We start from the raw sequence: 19,875 nt of genomic DNA on the forward strand, positions 1-19,875 counted from the left end.
CCAAAGTAGCAAAGACACTTAGCTTGAACGAAGAGAAAGCAGCGTCATTTAGGCGCAGTCGGTAATAAGCCCTTATAGGGCAAGAGCAAACCACCCGTTTTACGGGTGGTTATGATTTTCAGTGAAACAGAGAACATCCCCTTGTTCAAATCGATAAATACGACAATTAGCTTGCCAATGTTTTATTAAATAAGTCAGCCGTTGCGTCTCGTTAAACCAGTCATTTGGTAGCCATAAACCTTCGATTTGACGATATCCCAATAACATAGGATGACGAATATAATCGTTATGCATTTTGGGTGTCACCTTCTTGTCCAATGGTATAAAGATTTAGGCGCAATTGTTTTTGGTATACGTCATAAACAACGACTTGAGCATGATCCGTTAATGCAGCAAACAGGCCTTGAGATGGGCTAAATGAGTAACGTGTAAACGGATTATCTGTACGATATAAGATTTCTATCTCGCCTTTTGAATAACTGGCAATATTTCGTTTGTTAGGGCTTATCATCAAAATATTTAAGGTGGTTAAATCTTTTTCTATAGAGTCATCGAGTGTTGGATAAAAAAGCCCTATTCCTTGCCATCCTTGAGGTAAGTTTATTTGATAGCCATAAACCTCATCAATTTCCATATTATAAACATGCCAACTTTGTCGATTAGCGCCTAATGAAATAGCACAAGAGATTGATTTAGAACCATTGGTATATTTATGGTGATAGGCAAATAATGCAACTCTTTGATAGGAAATAAATTGAGTAAAATAGAGACGATGTTGGTATTTCTTTTGAGAAAAGTTTGCACCAGTGACCATTTGGACTAATTCACTACTGCTATTGAGATAAATATACACAAGTAGGTTGTCTGCTATTTTCTCTATACCAAGGACTTTCTCTTCAACAAGTTTAAAGCTGTTTTTTTCTTCAGCATAAATATTGGATGAGAAAGCGACTAGCCGTCTTGATCTATCATGAACAAATAAACTGGAATATTCCTTATTTGATAAATAAGCACTGGCAAGTGTATTACCTCGCCCAATACCTGCTGAAAACTCCTCATCGGAAGGTCGAGGTATATAAGAGAGTTTGGGTAATTGCCAAAAATAGAGGCCATTGTTATTTGAAAGCAACGCCCCTACCTTTTTTCCGTGACACTGTAACGCCAAAATAGTGTGACCATCAGGATATATTTGGTATACAAACGGTTTTTTAAGCGGACTGTTTTGATTCGATCTATTGAGCTGTGGAATTTTAATAACCACTAACCCAGGTTTACCTAATAAAGTGACTCCCACCACGCCACCATGAAATGAGATAATGGGTGAAAACATCAGTGATATCTTGTGTTCATGTTGATGCGTATTTTGCGCTGACGGCGGTCTTATTTGCCCTTTTAATATTTGTGAACTTAGGGCTCTAGGCGGCGTTGGTAATACAATATGGCGTTGAAAATGGGGGGTGCGAATTTTGACATCAATCGTTTTATTGAAACAGTCATCTGCCGTTAATTCGATATGATGGCTTGATGCAATTTGTTTCAATATAGGTTGTTGATGAGCTCCTGTAATTAACCAAATCTCGCCATTTTGTACATCAGTGTCTTCGGCAATAACGTTTTGTCAATGCGCGATATTTTCTTTTAAAACAGGTGAATAAGTCCGGCGTGTCAATAATTCGCGTAGATCGTTTATGGTGTTTAGTGGCATTAATGGAATGATTGATTGCAAAGTTCCCCACATTAATGTGCAACCTGCTTTTTCTGCTCGTTGTGCCAATATAATAAGCATTGCAATATGCACTAAGCGGCATTCACCCAGTTGTGAAATACCGGTATCAAAAAGCACAGTGATCTGATTTAAAGATTGTTGAGATTTATAGTTTGGTGCTAAAAAGAGATGTTCTGCATTAATGGCTCGTCTCATAAATTCATCAGGTACTTCATCAGCCATTAACCATTCACTAAGTAGCAGGTTCTGATAATTCCCTTTACGCTGAATTTGCCCTATCCCATCTTGTTCAGGTAAGCCACCGAGTTGTTTTCCCTGTACAGGGCCTAATACACGACTTAGGCGTTGTAATAGATCAGAAAATGCAGGAATTAATTCGGGATCTAACCAGCTAAGCCAAGTTTGCCAAGGTTGTAGCGCTTCGGGCAACGATGTAGGTTGTGTTGTGGGTAATGACATGATGATAAACCGATCCTTGTATCACATTATATTTCACTCAAAACACAATTGGGTGAGTGTATCTCGTAGCATTGGTGTTAACGTCCACTGATTATCTAAAGGGATCACTGTTTGAGGTGATGGTAAAAGTAATAGTGGTTGGCGTTTAAAATGCTGTACTAAGGCTTGCTCCACCAGCCCATAAGGTAATAAAAGCTGTTGATGTATAGGGAGCCATAATTTTGCTGTTTCAGTAAATGGTGCAATTAGCGTTATATTTTCAGCCCAAGGTAAATCAGTCTGTTTTCCTAGCACAATAAGCCGATGTTGACTGGTGATCACTTTTAACCGTTGTTGCTGAACATCAGTCAAATGAATAATACGTTCAATAAGCTGTTTAGCCGTTATACCTGTTGCAAACACTCCTAGTGGTTTAGGAGGTGCTGTATTAGGTTGCCAAGTCAGTGGAAATGTTAGACTCATAATAAGTGACTAAACTGTATCGCTAATTGTGTACGTAATTTGGCAAGCTCTTCACTTAACATCTCTGTTGAGAAATTGGCATCTATTTCTCGTAACGTCAGCTCAATATCCGCTTTAGATACAGGCTCTGCATTTAGAACATTAGTTGCTCTTTCAATTAAACGGTTCATACGAGATTGAGGTTGTAATGTCGCCTCTTCTACTGAACTAAATAATCGAGAATTCATTGAAAATGAGAGTTCTTGTCGTAAGATTTCACGTCCTTGTAGCTGAGCATCTTCAGTAGGTAGTACATACAGTAAAGGCCAGAGATCTTGTTGTGTCGCAATCTCTCTATTATTGAGTACGGTTGCGGCAGCAATAAGACGCTGAACACGAACAATACGTCTATCTGAAAGTGTGATGCCTGCATGCCTTAATGAACGTACAGCATTAGCAAGCAACGGTCTAACTTGTGTTAAATCGACATTTTTAACCGCAAGGTGTAATTCGTCTAATTGAGCAATATCGAGCTGAGCTGAAAGTTGAGTCAGGCTTGAAGCCCATCCGCCTTCAAGCATGGCTTCTAATTGGTGATCGGGTACGGAATCAATAAAAAGATGAATAAGAAAGCGATCTGAGAATGCAGCGAGGTTCGGATCATCAGGCAAACTATTAGCAGCACCAATACATACTTTTAATGGACTAATAATATCGGTATGACCACGTTTAAATCGACGCTCATTTAAAATACCTAATAAGGTATTTAAAATTGCAGTCGACCCCAGAAAAACCTCATCAAGAAAAACAATATCCGCTTCAGGTAACATCCCTGTGATATCGGTTTCAACTTTACCTTCTTTTAGTTTTTTGAGATCTACGGCACCAAATAACTCTGAAGGTTCAGTAAAACGCCCTACAAGGTATTCAAAATAACGTCCGCCCAATGTTTGAGAAACTCTGCGGACAACCGCACTTTTCGCTGTACCTGGAGGGCCGATAACAAGCAAATGTTCATGAGCAACTGCGGCTAAAATAACTAGTTCAGCAAGTTGCTCGCGTCCAACCATACCTTGTGTTGAGCATTGTATAGCTTTACGAATATTATCGATAATTCCATTTATATTTGATGTCATATGGTTACGCACAAATTAAGAGTTTAACGGCGAGATACTTGTATTATGTAAGTTTTTATTTTCTGACTCAACTCCTCAATCAACGAAAAGCATTTATTTCATTAACGTGATTTTCTTCTTTCGGTTGCAATATCAAATGCCAAGCTTCTTAAATTAGGTGAATGATTGATTAATGCGCGATGTGTTGATGCTTGGCTAATAAAGGCAAGCTCTCTCCCCAAGGATGCTGATAGCGATCACGTATAATAGGGCTAGCCAAAATAGAAATATAAATTGCTATTTATATTTCTATTTTATTCTTTATCTGAAATTAGTTGTTTTTTCCAACTCTGACAAATGGACTACTATAACTACGGTTATAATTGATTACTTTTCCAACATAGCGATCGCGAATATCTTGAGGTGCTTTTCGACCTATAAATTCCCAACGTTCACTAGGTAATTTTATTGTGCGAGTAAAGTATTCTTGTGTTCCAGCTTTTACCCATCCGTGAATTTCGTATACTTCCTTAACAATATTATTATATGTAGCATAAGCATACTTTACAGATTCATCATTTCTTGGTGGATTATGCCACACACCTCTGGTTGCCTCGAATAATTGAAGATCAGTCATACCAAATTTATAAAGTTTATTTAAAATAAAAACTAAACCACTGTGTTCAGGTGAAACATCAACATCTTCACGAGAATAAATGGATTGTATTTCTTCTATTGTTAACCTGCCTTGTCTTTTGTAGGTTTCATTATTGCTACTGCTTTTTCCATTAATTTTATTAGTCAAAAGGTCAATACCAATTAAATCTAAGCAAGTCCGTTCGACCATATATGCACTATCTGAGTTATTAATCCCATGACACAAGATATCAATACCAAGCATATTGTTTTTTTGTAATTCAATGATTTTTTGTGTTTTTTCATCTAATTCATCGCCACTTTCCTTCATTTTTTCGGCTTCAGCAATGTGGGTAAGACAACGAGAATTTTTCCCTTTTCCAATATAAAATGGTATACGACGGGTCCCATTTACTTCACAAAGGGCATACACATAGTAATCAATTTCATTCAATGTTTTTTTGTACTTATTAAATTCTTTCATTTTTATTTCCAGCGCTATAAAAATTTATTTATATAATATATTTCTATTTTTAATGGATGGATTATGTAGTATAAATAACGGCTATTGCTTTAATCATTTAATTTAATAAATATGAGGTAATAATAATTATATTTTTATATGTTTGAAATAATCGTTCATTTTTCAATGGGCGGGAGTTTTCCTTCTATAGTAAATAATTCATTATGCGATGAAACAATGAATTTATTACAACTATTTATGATTTTTTATGATTTTTAATTAATAAGAGAAACCCCCGTTTCTGACTATCTGTTTGCTTATAGTTTTCCAAAACAAACAAATGGGAAATTTTTTATATTACGAGCCATGCTGGGTAACAACGCATTATCTCTATTTTATTCAGTCCATTTTATTGCCACTCTCACAGCTTTCTTGTACTCTGCATCGCTTCTTCTATTTCATTGTAGGTAAAATAGTAATGACCGGACACGTTTCTAAAGATCCTTTGCATGGCGTTACTCTCGAAATGCAAATAAATGCGCTGGTGGCTAAATATGGCTGGGCTAAATTAGGTCAACTCATCAAAATTAACTGCTTTAGAAGTGATCCTAGCGTGAAATCAAGTTTAAAATTTTTGCGCAGAACCCCTTGGGCACGTGCTGAAGTAGAAGCACTTTATCTTGATTCCCTCGAAGCTGATATTGATGATGTGATTGAAGTTGTTGATCACCCTGATTGTGATCCTTGGGCGAATAGCCGTAGAAAGTAAAATTCAATTAATTATAAATATGATGTGACATATAGACATATATTGGTATTCACTCATCCCTAAACTCTTTCGGCGTCATACCAAATTCTTTTTTAAAGATAGAGTAAAAATATTGCAATGAAGGATAGCCACACATCACTGATATTTCTTGGATTGCGAGTGTTGTGGTGGCTAATAAATTTTGAGCGCGTTTGAGTTTCTCTTCATAAATAACGGTATGAATTGTCTTGCCGATCTCCTTTTTAAACCGTTGCTCTAAATTAGAACGCGACATATTAACCGCATCTAAAACTTGCTCTGTTTTTATCCCTTTGCAGGCATTGTAATAAATATAATGCATGGCTTGCACAACGGTAGGATCGTTAAATGAGTGAAAATCGGTTGAGCGACGTTCGACTATTTTAACAGGTGGAACTAACACTCTTTGTTGTTTATTGGTTGGTTGCCCTTCCAGCGTTTGATGTAATATTTTGGCTGCTAAATACCCCATTTGTCGTGAACCTTGCACAACAGAAGATAATGCAATGCGAGATAAATAACGTGTCATATCTTCATCATCAATACCGATAATGCTTATTTCTTCAGGAACATTAATATTTAAATTGTCGCAAACTTGCAGTAAGTGTCGTGCTCTTGCATCAGTGACCGCAATAATTCCAGTTTGTGGTGGTAAAGTTTGTATCCAATCGGATAAACGATTTTGCGCGTGTTGCCAATTCTCTTGTGTAATATCCATGCCGTTATAAATGATACCCGGATATTTTTCGCTGGTGACTAATTGTCGAAATGCATGCTCTCGTTCATTCGACCAATGAGGATGATCTTTTGCTGGTAAACCATAAAATGCAAAGTGTTTAAGCCCTTTTTGTTTTAAATGTAAAAAGGCTTGTTGAACTAATTCATAATTATCAGTGGCGATATAAGGAACGGGAGGATAATTTTCTTCTTGATGATAAGAGCCTCCGACACCAATAACCGTTAATGGTGATTGGCTTAAATGCTTAGCAATAATCGGATCATCAAAATCAGCAATAATACCATCACAAACCCAATGGTTTATATTATCAAGCCGAGTGCGAAAATCTTCTTCAATAAATACATCCCAATGGCACTGTGATGCCTGAAGATACTCTCCAACACCCTCAACCACTTGTCGGTCATAGACTTTATTAGCGTTGAATAACAGCACAATACGAAAGTATTTATCTTTTTTCATTTTACTCTACCTAATTATCCAGCTAGGCATTAAACCACAGCTTTAATTTTGCTAGAACTTGCTTTCATCGCTATGTGATTACTATCACACAAGCCAAATTTCGTAATAGCAAAGTAAAAAATAGGAATAACCAATGTTAATCACAACGAGTATTTTGTTTTTAAACACGGTTGCCGAGGAGATTTTTCATGTATCAGAATAACTTTAATAAATTAATTTCTAGGCAAAATACCTATAGCGCAAAATGGTGCAATAGTAACGCCAATGTTATTCCGTTATCTGTTGCAGATATGGATATTCCTGCGCCTGATTTTATTATTAATGCATTGACTCAATTTAATCTCAAAGGAATTTATGGCTATACCGACCTTAGCCATGACTGGAATAACGTTGCTGTAAATTGGTTTAAAACGCAATATCAGTGGGTTGTTGAGCCTGAATCTATTGTTTTTTGCCCTCGCATTATTCAAGCGGTCTCGCTTTATATTCAAAACTTCACACGCGTTGGCGATAAAGTCACAACCTTATCACCTGCTTATCATCCTATTAGTAATGCGGTTTGTGTCAACCAACGTGAACTATTAGAAAGTCCGTTGATGTATCGTGACGGTTATTATGAAATTGATTTTGATGACTTAGAAAGTAAGTTTAAACAGTCTGTCTGCTTTATTTTACTATCTCCACATAACCCAACAGGAACGGTATGGCAAAAAAGTGATCTATTAAAAATAGCTGAACTCGCACAGAAATATCAGGTTTTTATTATTTCTGATGATGTACATGCTGATTTTGTTTTTGATGGTGCAATTTATCACCCTATTTCATCAGTAAATAGTTATGTAAAACAACACTCTTTTATTTGCACTTCTCCCGCCAAAACATTCAATTTAGCCGGACTCGAAGTCGCTAATATCGTTATTGCCAATCCGGAATATCGTGAAAAATTCAAGCAATGTTTAATTGCTGCGGGTATTCATAATCCAGGTTATTTCTCAGTTCCTGCTTTTTTACAAGCTTACACCTTACAGGGCCAACAATGGGTTGGTGAATTAAAAACGTACCTTACTGATAACCGACATTGGGTAAAAGAACAATGTGAACGTTACTTTCCTGATTGGGTTATCACTCAAAGTCATGGCACCTACATGCTATGGATTAACTACCAAAAAATGAAGTTATCTGAAGAACAACTAAAACATTGGTTTGTTTCATTAGCTGAAGTGGAAATGAGTTGGGGGCGTGGTTTTGGTGCGGTTGGGGATGGTTTTTTCCGCATTAATATCGCGACACCTCGTTCAATATTAGAAACCGTTTTCACTCGGCTTATTCGTACCTTACCTCACGCCAGTTTGGAATAAATTACAATGAAAACGCAAACGATAAACAGTCCGAGAACACCTACATTACTCGAATCACTTTTTCCTATATTCACCATGGTGGTGCTATTAGGAGGAGGCTACGCCGCTTTTGATTTACCACCAGAGCCTTTAATGGTGCTGTCTACAGTTGTAGCTGCACTATTGGTCAAACGATTAGGGTATCGCTATGACGAGATCTTAACGGCAATCTCACAAAAAATTGCTAAAACCATGCCAGCCTTGCTGATTTTAATCAGCGTGGGCTTGTTAATAGGCACATGGATGATTGGTGGTACCATTCCATTGATGATCTATTACGGCTTAAAAATGATCAGCCCAGAAATGCTTTATGTTACGGCATTATTGGTGACATCATTAGTGTCGGTCTGTACAGGAACCTCATGGGGCTCAGCAGGAACCATCGGTGTTGCCTTTATGGGGGTTGCTGTCGGTATGGATGCAAACCTTGCTGCAACAGCCGGTGCCGTAGTTGCGGGTGCCTATTTCGGTGACAAACTTTCACCACTATCAGGTGATACTAATCTTGCTGCAATGGCTGCAAGGATCGACCTCTATCAACATATCTGGCACTTACTTTACACCACATTGCCTTCGCTGATTTTAACCGCGATTGTGATGACTGTTTATGGCATGAACGGTGATTTAGCAGGACAAGGTGTGCCAGAAAAAGTGACATTAATTACCAATGGTCTTGAGAATGTTTATAACTTTAATCTAATCCTTCTCATTCCTGTATTAGTGATTTTATATGGTTCGGTAACGAAAAAACCGACTATTCCAGTGATGTTAACCTCTGCCGCCATTGCGATGTTTAATGCTTATCTTATTCAGGGTTTTGGATTACATGACATCGTAAAAAGTGCGGTTGATGGCTTCAATGTCTCAATGATCCAAGGGAAAGAAGTTCCTGAATTATTAGGTAACTTATTAAATCGTGGAGGCATGAACTCAATGATGAGCACCCTGCTTATCTGCTTCTGCGCCCTCTCTTTTGCCGGCACTTTATCGTTAAGTGGCGCATTAGAAGTAATAGTCCATGCATTATTAAAAATGGTTCACTCAACCGGTTCAATGATCTTAGCCACAATTGCTTGTGGATTAACCATGATTGGCGTGACCTGTAATGGACAAATCTCAATCCTTATTCCTATCGAAATGTTGCGCGGTGCCTATATCGAACGAGGCTTACATCCTAAAAACCTAGCTCGTACTGTAGAAGACTCCGCCACTATCTTTGAACCCATTTTACCGTGGACAGCCGCAGGCGCTTATATGGCAGGTACGTTAGGCGTTGCAACCTTAAGTTACTTACCTTGGGCTGTATTGTGTTGGAGTGGCATCTTCTTCGCCACACTGTGGGGTTTCACGGGCTTTGGCATTGCCAAATTAACACCAGAAGAGCAGGAAGAGATGACTGCTGAGCTTGAATCACATTCAGAATTACAACTTGATACTAAATAAGGACGGTTCCATGTCTTACTTTGATAAAATTGAACAAATTCAATATGAAGGCACAACAAGCGATAACTCACTAGCGTTTCGTTACTATAATCCAGATGAGATTATTTTAGGTAAACGCATGGAAGATCACCTAAGATTTGCCGCTTGCTACTGGCATAACTTTTGCTGGAATGGTTCTGATATGTTCGGTATCGGTACTTTTGATAGACCGTGGCAAACACCAGGCGAAGCATTAGAGCAAGCAAAACGCAAAGCAGATGTTGCCTTTGAGTTCTTTCATAAGCTCAATGTTCCTTTCTACTGTTTTCATGATGTCGATGTTATTTCTGAAGGCAATAACATCAATGAATATATCTCTAATATGGCGGCGATCACCGATGTATTAGCGAAAAAACAAGAAGAAACTAACGTTAAGCTATTATGGGGAACCGCAAACTGCTTCACCAATCCTCGTTATGGTGCGGGAGCAGCAACTAACCCTGATCCTGATGTTTTTGCATGGGCTGCGACACAAGTTTGTGAAGCGATGAAAGCGACAAAAACGCTGGGTGGTGAAAACTATGTATTATGGGGTGGACGCGAAGGCTATGAAACGCTGTTAAATACAGACTTACGCCAAGAAAGAGAGCAAATTGGTCGCTTTATGCAAATGGTTGTTGAGCATAAACATAAAATTGGTTTCCAAGGCACATTACTGATTGAACCAAAACCACAAGAGCCGACAAAACATCAATACGATTACGATACTGCGACTGTTTATGGATTCTTAAAACAGTTTGGTCTTGAAAAAGAAGTCAAAGTAAACATTGAAGCCAACCACGCAACGTTAGCAGGACATAGCTTCCATCATGAAATTGCGACTGCCATTGCGTTAGGTATTTTAGGCTCTGTTGATGCTAACCGTGGTGATCCACAATTAGGCTGGGATACAGACCAATTCCCAAATAGCGTAGAAGAAAATGCACTAGTAATGTATGAAATTCTTAAATCAGGTGGATTTACAACAGGCGGTTTAAATTTTGATGCCAAAGTTCGTCGTCAAAGTAATGATAAATATGACCTTTTATACGGACATATTTCAGGAATGGATACAATGGCAATGGCATTACGCATTGCAGCAAGAATGATCCAAGATGGTGGTCTTGATAAATTTACAGCGCAGCGTTATTCAGGCTGGAGTGCAGAGTTTGGTCAAAATATCTTACAAGGTAAATTAAGCCTTGAAGAAGTGGCAAAATATGCACAAAGCAACACCTTAGCGCCACAATTACAAAGTGGACGCCAAGAAATGCTAGAAAGTTTAGTGAATCGCTATATTTTTGGCTAATGGCATAAATGTAATAACACAGCGGGTTTTCCGCTGTGTTTATTAATTAGATACAGGTCATGGGATAACTTTATGTATTTAGGGCTAGATTTAGGCACTTCAAGTGTTAAAGCGATCATTATGAATGAGCAAGGTGACGTTATCGCCAGTCATTCCGTTTCTTTAGCAATATCACGCCCTCACCCTCAATGGTCAGAACAAGATCCCCTACAATGGTGGCAAGCAACAGAAGAAGTCATTCTTCAGCTTGGACGCAGTTATCCAATGGATCAAATCGAGGCGATTGGGTTAAGCGGACAAATGCATGGTGCCGTTTTACTTGATGCTCAACAAGCGGTGTTGCGTCCTGCCATCTTATGGAATGATGGCCGTAGTTTTAAACAATGTCAGGCACTTGAGACGCAATATCCCCAGTTTAAAAAAATCACGGGTAATTTAGTTATGCCCGGCTTTACTGCACCAAAATTACAATGGGTTGCTGAAAATGAGCCTGGAATTTTTCAACGTATTGAACATGTTTTATTACCTAAAGATTTTTTACGTTGGAAGCTGAGCGGTAATTTCGCCAGTGATATGTCGGATTCAGCAGGTACGCTTTGGCTAGATATGCAAAAGCGAGATTGGAGTGATGAGCTTTTAAATGCCACAGGTTTAACGCGTCGCCAAATGCCGACGTTGTTTGAAGGCAATCAAATAACGGGCTATTTATTAGCTGATATCGCTAAAAAATGGCAGATGAAACAAGTCCCTATTATTGCCGGTGGTGGCGATAATGCAGCGGGTGCAATTGGTGTCGGTGTTTACCAGCCCGGTCAAGCGATGCTCTCTTTAGGTACTTCAGGTGTTTATTTTGTTGTTAGCGAAAAGTTTCTCCAAAATAGTGACAATGCAGTACACAGTTTTTGTCATGCATTACCTAATACTTGGCATTTAATGTCTGTGATGCTAAGTGCCGCATCATGCCTTGATTGGGTGTGTCAATTGACAGGAATTGAGAGTGTGGGTGAGATGTTTGAAGAGATTCAACACGCTACTTTTGCTGATAGCCCCCTCCTGTTTTTACCTTATCTTTCAGGTGAGCGAACACCTTATAACAACCCTAATGCGAAAGGTGTTTTTTGGGGATTAACCCATGAACATCAACGTGCTGACTTATGCCAAGCTGTTCTTGAAGGTGTGAGTTTTGCGTTACGACAAGGAATTGAAGTTGCTGAAAATGCAGGTCAATTAGCGGATAACATTACGTTAATTGGTGGTGGTGCAAAAAGTGAGTATTGGCGACAATTGCTTGCAGATATTACAGGAAAAACCCTCGATTATCGCCAAGGTGGTGATGTTGGCCCTGCACTTGGTGCAGCAAGACTCGCACAATTAGCAGTAAACCCTGCTCATTCTTCACAAGTTATTCTTTCTCAACCTAAGCTTGAAAAACGCCATACACCAGATTTAGAAAAATATAAAACATACGAAAAAAAATATCATGCCTTTAAAAAGTTATATTCATTGATTGATACGATGGAAATATAACTATATTGCGTCAATATCAGGGTATTATTTAAAACCACTCAATTAAGAGTGGTTTTATTTTTTCTTTTATTTTCTTTTCTTATTTTATTTGAGATATCGCTACGTAAGCAAAAGTATAACGTTTATCTGCTCACTTACTGTTGTAAGATAAGACGCACTATGAGATCTCTATATTGGTAAAACATAATAGATAATAAGAAGGTAAAATGAAAAAATTAGGCTTAGTTATCATCGGAGTATCATTACTAACAGGTTGTATGACTAAATCTCTATGGAACAATAACCCTGTTTCAGATTTTACTTATCATTATGAAGAAGAATATAAAGATATCATTATTGAAGTCGTTAAATTGGAATTAAAAGAAGATAAAGAACCATTAGTTATACGAGATGGTAGTGCTATTTCGCTTAGAGGAATGTCACTGGCGAGTAAAACCCGAATTTATAATATCTCTTATGGTGATTACTCATTAAAAGCTATCTATAAATATATGCCTAAAATGAATTTTAGCGCCAAAATAGCATCTCAAGGTGCCATTCCTTTTGAAATTCACAATAGACATATTAATAAAGGCGATAATGTTTTAGCTTCTGATATTCAAGGTGTTTTTTTATTCTCAATCAAACCTGAAGTAAAACTACTGGAAAGTGAAATAAAAGAGCTAGAACAGGCTCATTTTAAAAAAGAGTGCAAAGCACAAGATGGTAGTTTGCAGTGGTGTATTGATTTTTGGATCAATGCCAACGTTTTTGAACGTAATCAAACGAGATATACGATTACCGTAGAAAAAGTGTTACCTAAACCTATTAATATTGCTCTTTATGATTTAAAAGGCACACCAAAAACGAATGTCGGAAATTTAGTCGGTAATACAATAGGAACACCGGTATTTATTATTGGTGATGTATTACTGGCACCATTAGGCGCTTTATTGGGTGTTGTTGTTCAGAGTGCAGGAAATTAATTGCTTAGCCCTGATAAATAAATGTATCAGGGCTAATTAAAAAATTAACGATATCCGCTACGATGGTTTTTGGCTGACCAACTATAGGTTTCATCACTAGGAGCTAGTTTTTGTTTTTTCTTGAGGGCTTGAGCTTTTTTGGTGGCTTTTTCAACTTCGAGGGAGATTTCGGTAATAATGGAGTCTTTGACTTTGTTCATTTCAGCATTAGTTAATTCACGCCCTAATTTCTTTCTCTCTTGACCTATTCTGGTTCTTACTCGCATTTGTTGGGCATCTGTCATCTCTTGGAGTGTCAATTTCTTCATTCTTTTACCCTACCTATGTTGAGAGAGGAGTAATTAATATAACATTATTAATGCGTCTCTCCAGCATTATATTTAGATTTAAAGTAATTAAATTCTGATTACATTGAAAATGCATTACACACGTAATAAGCGTGTAATGCATAAAAATAAGAGATAAGTTTAAACAGAAAATTTAAACTAATTGCAGAAATGCTGTTTTAAATCCATTGATATCTTGTTGTGTTGTTGCCCAAGAGGTACAAAGACGTAAGCAACTCAAGTTAGGAGCCTCAAGTAATACACGATGAAAAACAAATTGTTGTGTTAATTTTTCCGCAATCGTGTTTGGTAAAATAACAAAAACTTGGTTAGATTCAGGTGGTGCTAAAAATTCAAAACCTTGTTCAGTAAAGAATTCGGTTAATTGTGATGCCATTTCATTAAGGTGTTTACCTAATTTAAAATAGAGATCATCTTTAAATAAAGCTTCAAATTGCGCACCTAATAACCAACCTTTCGCTTGTAATCCACCCTTTTGTTTTAAGCTAAAACGAAAATCAGATTTTAGTGCGGGATGACAAATCACGAGCGTTTCAGCTGACATTGCACCGATTTTCGTGCCTCCGATATAAAACGCATCGGTTAAGTTGGCGATGTCTTCAATAGTCAGATCACTTTGTGCAGACATTAATCCTGCGGCTAAACGAGCACCATCAAGGTACAACCATAAATTATGCTCGTTACAAAAGTTACGTAGTGCTTGCAATTCCGCTTTGCGATAAACCGTCCCGATTTCTGTGGCATTTGTTATATAAACAAGCTTGGGTTGAACCCAATGTTCATCATTATGTTCAGCAAGAATAGGTTTTAATAACTCAGGTGTTAATTTACCATCAGCAGAAAATGTTGTGATGACTTTATGCCCTGTCGCCTCAATAGCGCCTGTTTCATGTGTAGCAATATGTCCAGTACTAACAGAAATAACAGCTTGGTGTGGACGTAAAAAATGAGAGATAGCGGTTAAATTAGTAATGGTACCACCATTAAAAAAGTGAATATCCGCATCTGGTTGTTGAATACGCTGTTTTATTGATTGAATAGCATGATGACAAAGCTTATCCATGCCATATCCATCATAGCGTTGCCCCACTGTATCAGTGATTGCCTTCATGACCGCAGGATGTGCAATTTCATTATAATCATTTTGGAAGCGGTACATGTGTTCTCCTGTCGAATGTTGTATTTTTATTGTGTTTTATAAAGAAAAACGCTCTACATCTAATCAATACACAGATTGAATGTAAAGCGCTTTAATATATTGAAAAAGTCAGTTCTTTAAAACCGATTATTTAGTACTGATTATTTAAAGCAGACCTCGCCCCAACGCGCCAAACCTGCGGTAACCGATCCAAAGTCATTACCTTTAACAATCGGAATATTAGGCAATTGCTGTTCAATGGCTTGACATAAAATAGGTGAACGCGCAGAGCCTCCCGTCATAAAGACAGCATCGGGCTTTATTCCTCCTTGCTGAACTGCATCATTAACTAATTCAATCATTTTGCTTTTTGGTGATTCAATAGATTCAACCATCTGATCGCGTTCGATAGTTAATTCTAAGGTTTCACTTAACAGTGCGATATTAGCAATATATTCAGGAGAGTCTGATAAAGCGATTTTAGCTTCTTCAGCACGTCTAACAATGCTATAGCCCAACGTTTCATTATAAACTTCAATAAGGCGCGTTATTTTCTCTGGCTCTTTTGCATCACGTCTTAGCTGATTTAATACAGCAAGGTTTTGACGAGAGTAAAAATCTTTTTGTGCTTCGACATTATTAATTGCAATAGGATCCCAGAACTGTTTCAGAGGTAATTTAATACCTGAAGACGTTAATCCTGTCATACCAAATAGTGGCATAAGCTGTTTAAAAGCAAGGTAAATATCAAGATCGTTACCACCAACACGTTGTCCACTATGGGCAAGTAATGTATTTGAACGATCGGTTTTGCCTTTATAACTTGGCCCCATTTGAATTAATGAGCAGTCAGTAGTACCACCACCAATATCAACGACTAATACAGTTTGGTCTTTAGTTAACGTTGACTCATATTCAAGCCCCGCAGCAACAGGTTCAAATTCAAACATAATATTCTTAAAGCCAGCCCTTTTAGCTGCACGGATAAGAATACTTTCAGCTTGTCTATTTGAAGCATCGCCACCTAACCCATTAAAGTTAATCGGTTTGCCAATAACGGTATCAGTGATCGCTTCTTGTGTGCTTTTTTCTGCTTGGTGCTTAATATTTGCCATCATGGCGCAAACTAAATCTTCAAAGAAGCTAATTTGTATATCATGTAGACCAGAAGCACCTAAAAAGGATTTAGGTGATTTAACGTAATAGACATCACGAGGATCACGTAGGTATAAACTTAGTGCAGATTGTCCGAAAAGAATGTCTTCAGGAACTAATTCAATATCTTCTTCTCGATTAAATGCAATCGACTTTCTTAGCAATTGTTCGCCAACTTCACTGGAAGGTTTAATATTTAAATGGCGAAATAAGTGCTCAGAAACAGATTCACGGGTTGGCGCACAAAGGGTTGATGGAATATACACATCACTACCTTCTAAAGGCAAAAGAGTGGGTTTCCCCTCTTTCATAATTGCAACAGAACAGTTCGATGTTCCATAGTCAAAGCCAATAAACATTCAGCCTCCCCAATAGACTTCATTAAAAAAAGACTGAGCACTCTACATCAAGCTTTTTGCAATTACCATCAGATTATGAGGTTTAAAAGAGAGAAAAACCTCTTAGAGCGACAATAAAAATGATTGGATTAGTTGCTATTTTTTAGCACATTTATTCCCTATTAAACTCAATGTACAAAAGAAAAGTAGGTAAGATAAGTAAGCAAATTTATTAGATATTTTTTATGGATAAATAAATGAACACAATTCACTTATGCGTAGTAGGAATTTCAGGTTATGAAGGACCTGATTTTATTTTAGGTGCTTTTGATAATGAGGACATTGCTGAAAAAGCAAAAACGACATTTATTAGAGATAATCAAAGCGAGGATAATCAAGTCAAAATACTCGCTGAAAAAGACCGATGGATAGAAGTTGAAGAGGTGAAATTAGACAGTTTTAGCTGTGATATTCCTCTTTCAGATTTTTATTACATAGTTTCACGTTTTAGTGAAGGATTTGGTCAGATCTATCGTGATATTGAAGCGATTTTTGATAAATATGAAAATGCGCTTGTTAAATTAGAACAACTTGAAAAAGAGTATGATGAATCTGATGGCTCATTCCCTGAATATTTTGCGATTGAGAAGCTGCAAGCAAATCAAATTAATGATAGAACCGTAACGCAGTGGTTAGCAGATGATTTTTTCGGTGATGATAACCGTTTATTGTGATTATTCTTTTTCGATATTGTGTTGATAGTCGCTATTAACACCAAATTGCTCTTTTAAGAAATCAACAAATAGCGTTATCTTGCGCGGAAGATTTTTTTTGTCAGGATAAACCGCATAAATAAAGTGCTCAGGTAAATCGAAGCGCGTCAATATAGGGATAAGCTTTTTATCTGTATTTGATAAGGCTGTTTGAGTAATGAAATGAGGGAGTAAAGCAATACCTATTCCCTGTAAAACGGCTTGTAATAATGCTTCACTATTATTGGCACGATAACTACCTTTAGGAATGTGACTATATAAGAAAAACAATAACAAAATAAAAATCCTATTGTATTTGGGAGGGATCCCTGGTGCATTTACGGTGTTATTAGCTGCAATTACAGTAAATAGCCCATTATCGCTCTCCGGTAGTATTATTTTAATGATAACAGGGCAAATTCTTTTTAGCGTTATTGTTGATGCAATGGGATGGTTTGGGGTTGAAAAAAGGAAAATCATCCTACGTGATTTATTTATGTGCTTTTTACTTATTTCTGGTAGTGCATTATTAATTGTAGGTAGATAACTAATGAGTGTTTTTATTTTAATTGCATTATTTAATGGTGTTTGTATTGTAACAAGTCGTACTCTGAATGGTAAGTTAGCACAAAATAGCAATGCTTTTTATAGCTCTTTAATCAATCACTTAGTCGGTTTTATATTTTTAACTATCTTTGTTCTATGGGTGAAAGATTACCACGCTATTGAAGTATCTACGATCCCTTTAATTGCCTTTGCTGGTGGTATTATTGGTGCATTCTTCGTTGTCATTAATAGTTATGTTCTACCGTTATTGGGGGTTATGTTAACGTCTGTTTTAGCCATTTGCGGACAAATGATCTCAAGTCTAGTTATTGATATATTCAGTGGTATTGAAAGTAATAACCTACTATTGCAAATAATAGGTGTTTTGCTGATTATTGGTGGTGTGTTAATAAAATTTACTAAGCAATCTAAATAAAAAATAAAGGGATAATTAAAATCCCTACTATTTGGGTGCAATAAATTTATTATTGAAAGTAGACATAAAGTAATTTTTATCACAACTCATCGTTATTGTTAGATTGGGTTTTAATCCACCTAAATAGCAGTCAACTGAGTCGGTAAATAAATGAAATAAACACCCTACTGCAATGGCTTTTACTTTCCATGAGGGTAAAAACCATATCCCTAAATAAATCAAGGCAGCCCAAAAAGTATGTAATGGATGAAAGCCTACGCTACAGCGGTTGGGATCAAATATAGGTGTTGCTAACAAATGGTCAATATCGATGGCCATTGTTCCTATCATAAGAAGTGAGGCTATCTTCCAATTCTTACGCCAGAAAAGATAGCCGAATAAAATGGGTGCCAGAAAATGCAAGCTATAGTGTAAAAATGTTCTAACAATTTCAAGTATCACAAGATCTCCAATGTTCTAAAAATATTTGTTATTTAATTACCAAATAGTTGTCGTATTCTTTATTTGAACTAACTTTAAAGGAGTTTTTTTTAATTAAGGAATTCATAATGAAACGCAATAAAATATTGGTTGGTTTATTATCCTCATTACTCGCTGTTTCAGTAGCGAGTGAAGCCTGTTCTAGTTTGGCTATACTTGATAAAAATAATAACGTTTACCAAGGTAGAACACTTGAACTGACGGCAGATTTACCTTCATGGGTTACTTTTTATCCTAAAAATACACAATTCACAAAAAAAGCTCCTAATGGTGAAAATAGCCTAAGTTATAGCAATAAATATGACATATTAGCCGTTACAACAGATATCTTTTTTGATGGTGATGATCATAACCTATTACAAGGTTTAAATAGTGCGGGTTTGTCATTTAGCGCCAATATGATAACAGAAGCTGAATTATCACCGCTTGATAAAAAGGATTATGATAAAGCCATTCCCGTTACTTCTATAGGTGAATGGGCTTTAGCTAATTTTTCAACAGTTGAAGAAGTACAAAAAGCGGTTGAGTCAGGTTATTTTTGGGCTCCCGTGTTAAAAAACTTTGGCAATCTAAAATCGCCTTTTCACTATGCTTTTTATGATAAAAAAGGTGGCAGTATTGTCGTTGAAGCTACAAACGGTAAATTACACGTTTATCAAAATCCAACCCGTGTAATGACAAATGGTCCAGACTTTCCTTGGCATTTAACTAACCTCAATAATTATAGCCAATTAACTAATATTGATAAATCTTCAGGTAAATTGGCTAATATCAATGTCGTACAGCCTGATAGTGGCATTGCAACATCTCAATTACCTTCATCAGATACGTCTGTCGGCCGATTTATCCGCGCGGTTTATTTTTCAACCTACGCACCAACAGCCGAATCAACACCCGAAGCGATGAATACCCTAGCGCACATTATGAATCGCTTTGATAGAACAAAAAATATCACGGCTGATATCATGGGCGAAAGTCAAAGCACTAGTAATCAACTGCAAACGGAATACACTGTTTGGACAACGTTATCTGATTTGACGAATGGTACAATGAAAATAAGAGGCTATAACGATATCAACTATACCGAATATTCTCTTTCACAGTTTAAAGATATGAATAAACCTGCTTTTGAACAGATTAACTTGAATAAATAATCTTTCATCGTTGCGTTAGAGGCTGGCGATTTATTATTAACGCCA

At 37.0% G+C, this 19,875-nt stretch carries 22 protein-coding genes; 10 read left to right on the forward strand and 12 right to left on the reverse strand.

Going from position 1 to position 19,875, the window contains the following annotated elements:
- Window positions 1–99: 99 nt before the first annotated feature.
- The 6 genes from DK857_RS17705 to DK857_RS17730 form a co-directional block, all read right to left on the reverse strand.
- Window positions 100–294 carry a bpX6 domain-containing protein gene (locus DK857_RS17705; protein WP_109402872.1) on the reverse strand — a complete coding sequence of 65 codons (195 nt, stop codon included), beginning with the start codon at window positions 292–294 and terminating at the stop codon, window positions 100–102.
- A complete protein-coding gene (locus DK857_RS17710) occupies window positions 287–1,540 on the reverse strand; it encodes a hypothetical protein (protein WP_109402873.1) in 1,254 nt (417 codons plus the stop codon). The genes DK857_RS17705 and DK857_RS17710 overlap by 8 nt, the downstream gene beginning before the upstream one ends.
- A gap of 78 nt (window positions 1,541–1,618) precedes the next feature.
- Complete coding sequence (locus DK857_RS17715; protein WP_109402874.1) at window positions 1,619–2,185, reverse strand: hypothetical protein; 567 nt, start codon at window positions 2,183–2,185, stop codon at window positions 1,619–1,621.
- Window positions 2,186–2,218: 33 nt separating this feature from the next.
- On the reverse strand, window positions 2,219–2,647 hold the full coding sequence (locus tag DK857_RS17720) for a bpX5 domain-containing protein (RefSeq protein ID WP_109402875.1): 429 nt from the start codon (window positions 2,645–2,647) through the stop codon (window positions 2,219–2,221).
- A complete protein-coding gene (locus DK857_RS17725; protein ID WP_109402876.1) occupies window positions 2,644–3,762 on the reverse strand; it encodes an AAA family ATPase in 1,119 nt (372 codons plus the stop codon). The genes DK857_RS17720 and DK857_RS17725 overlap by 4 nt, the downstream gene beginning before the upstream one ends.
- Window positions 3,763–4,072: 310 nt before the next feature.
- A complete protein-coding gene (locus tag DK857_RS17730) occupies window positions 4,073–4,861 on the reverse strand; it encodes an LEM-3-like GIY-YIG domain-containing protein (RefSeq protein WP_109393729.1) in 789 nt (262 codons plus the stop codon).
- Window positions 4,862–5,318: 457 nt separating this feature from the next.
- Here DK857_RS17730 and DK857_RS17735 point away from each other — a divergent pair, with 457 nt between their 5' ends.
- Window positions 5,319–5,609, forward strand: coding sequence for a VF530 family protein (locus DK857_RS17735; RefSeq protein WP_109402877.1), 291 nt, complete (start codon window positions 5,319–5,321; stop codon window positions 5,607–5,609).
- Window positions 5,610–5,658: 49 nt separating this feature from the next.
- Here DK857_RS17735 and DK857_RS17740 read toward each other — a convergent pair whose 3' ends face one another.
- Entirely contained in the window at window positions 5,659–6,825 is a 1,167-nt protein-coding gene (locus tag DK857_RS17740) for a XylR family transcriptional regulator (RefSeq protein ID WP_109402878.1), read from the reverse strand.
- A 188-nt stretch (window positions 6,826–7,013) separates the two neighbouring features.
- Here DK857_RS17740 and DK857_RS17745 point away from each other — a divergent pair, with 188 nt between their 5' ends.
- The 5 genes from DK857_RS17745 to DK857_RS17765 all read left to right on the forward strand — a co-directional run bounded on the left by DK857_RS17745 (window position 7,014) and on the right by DK857_RS17765 (window position 13,484).
- Window positions 7,014–8,183: a MalY/PatB family protein gene (locus DK857_RS17745; RefSeq protein ID WP_109402879.1), complete on the forward strand. Its 1,170-nt coding sequence runs from the start codon at window positions 7,014–7,016 to the stop codon at window positions 8,181–8,183.
- A 6-nt stretch (window positions 8,184–8,189) separates the two neighbouring features.
- On the forward strand, window positions 8,190–9,665 hold the full coding sequence (nhaC, locus tag DK857_RS17750; RefSeq protein ID WP_109402880.1) for a Na+/H+ antiporter NhaC: 1,476 nt from the start codon (window positions 8,190–8,192) through the stop codon (window positions 9,663–9,665).
- Window positions 9,666–9,675: 10 nt separating this feature from the next.
- The gene (gene xylA, locus DK857_RS17755) at window positions 9,676–10,992 is read left to right on the forward strand and encodes a xylose isomerase (RefSeq protein WP_109402881.1); all 1,317 of its coding nucleotides are present in this window, start codon (window positions 9,676–9,678) and stop codon (window positions 10,990–10,992) included.
- Window positions 10,993–11,064: 72 nt separating this feature from the next.
- Window positions 11,065–12,519, forward strand: a complete 1,455-nt coding sequence (gene xylB / locus DK857_RS17760; RefSeq protein ID WP_109402882.1) for a xylulokinase — start codon at window positions 11,065–11,067, stop codon at window positions 12,517–12,519.
- A gap of 206 nt (window positions 12,520–12,725) precedes the next feature.
- Window positions 12,726–13,484, forward strand: a complete 759-nt coding sequence (locus DK857_RS17765) for a hypothetical protein (protein ID WP_109402883.1) — start codon at window positions 12,726–12,728, stop codon at window positions 13,482–13,484.
- Between the two features lie 44 nt (window positions 13,485–13,528).
- On the opposite strand, the gene DK857_RS17770 is transcribed toward DK857_RS17765, so the two are convergent.
- The 3 genes from DK857_RS17770 to yegD all read right to left on the reverse strand — a co-directional run bounded on the left by DK857_RS17770 (window position 13,529) and on the right by yegD (window position 16,483).
- Window positions 13,529–13,792: a DUF3811 domain-containing protein gene (locus tag DK857_RS17770; protein WP_109402884.1), complete on the reverse strand. Its 264-nt coding sequence runs from the start codon at window positions 13,790–13,792 to the stop codon at window positions 13,529–13,531.
- Window positions 13,793–13,964: 172 nt separating this feature from the next.
- Window positions 13,965–14,990, reverse strand: a complete 1,026-nt coding sequence (locus tag DK857_RS17775) for a threonine aldolase family protein (RefSeq protein WP_109402885.1) — start codon at window positions 14,988–14,990, stop codon at window positions 13,965–13,967.
- A 140-nt stretch (window positions 14,991–15,130) separates the two neighbouring features.
- Window positions 15,131–16,483: a molecular chaperone gene (yegD, locus tag DK857_RS17780; RefSeq protein ID WP_109402886.1), complete on the reverse strand. Its 1,353-nt coding sequence runs from the start codon at window positions 16,481–16,483 to the stop codon at window positions 15,131–15,133.
- A gap of 236 nt (window positions 16,484–16,719) precedes the next feature.
- On the opposite strand from yegD, the gene DK857_RS17785 reads away from it, so the two are divergent.
- Entirely contained in the window at window positions 16,720–17,196 is a 477-nt protein-coding gene (locus tag DK857_RS17785; RefSeq protein WP_109402887.1) for a hypothetical protein, read from the forward strand.
- On the opposite strand, the gene DK857_RS19170 is transcribed toward DK857_RS17785, so the two are convergent.
- Window positions 17,197–17,511 (reverse strand): LysR substrate-binding domain-containing protein, encoded by a 315-nt coding sequence (locus tag DK857_RS19170; RefSeq protein WP_157957622.1) that lies wholly within the window; start codon window positions 17,509–17,511, stop codon window positions 17,197–17,199.
- A gap of 46 nt (window positions 17,512–17,557) precedes the next feature.
- Between DK857_RS19170 and DK857_RS17795 the strand changes: the two genes are divergently transcribed.
- Together DK857_RS17795 and DK857_RS17800 are read left to right on the forward strand one after the other, a co-directional pair.
- Window positions 17,558–17,761 carry a DMT family transporter gene (locus DK857_RS17795; protein WP_234566649.1) on the forward strand — a complete coding sequence of 68 codons (204 nt, stop codon included), beginning with the start codon at window positions 17,558–17,560 and terminating at the stop codon, window positions 17,759–17,761.
- A 3-nt stretch (window positions 17,762–17,764) separates the two neighbouring features.
- Window positions 17,765–18,196: a DMT family transporter gene (locus DK857_RS17800; RefSeq protein WP_109393740.1), complete on the forward strand. Its 432-nt coding sequence runs from the start codon at window positions 17,765–17,767 to the stop codon at window positions 18,194–18,196.
- 27 nt (window positions 18,197–18,223) lie between these two features.
- On the opposite strand, the gene DK857_RS17805 is transcribed toward DK857_RS17800, so the two are convergent.
- Window positions 18,224–18,637: a DUF6122 family protein gene (locus DK857_RS17805; protein WP_109402889.1), complete on the reverse strand. Its 414-nt coding sequence runs from the start codon at window positions 18,635–18,637 to the stop codon at window positions 18,224–18,226.
- 104 nt (window positions 18,638–18,741) lie between these two features.
- Here DK857_RS17805 and DK857_RS17810 point away from each other — a divergent pair, with 104 nt between their 5' ends.
- Entirely contained in the window at window positions 18,742–19,830 is a 1,089-nt protein-coding gene (locus DK857_RS17810) for a linear amide C-N hydrolase (protein WP_227003214.1), read from the forward strand.
- Window positions 19,831–19,875: the final 45 nt, after the last annotated feature.

The sequence above is a fragment of the Proteus terrae genome (assembly GCF_003144325.1).
Taxonomy (GTDB): Bacteria; Pseudomonadota; Gammaproteobacteria; order Enterobacterales; family Enterobacteriaceae; genus Proteus; species Proteus terrae.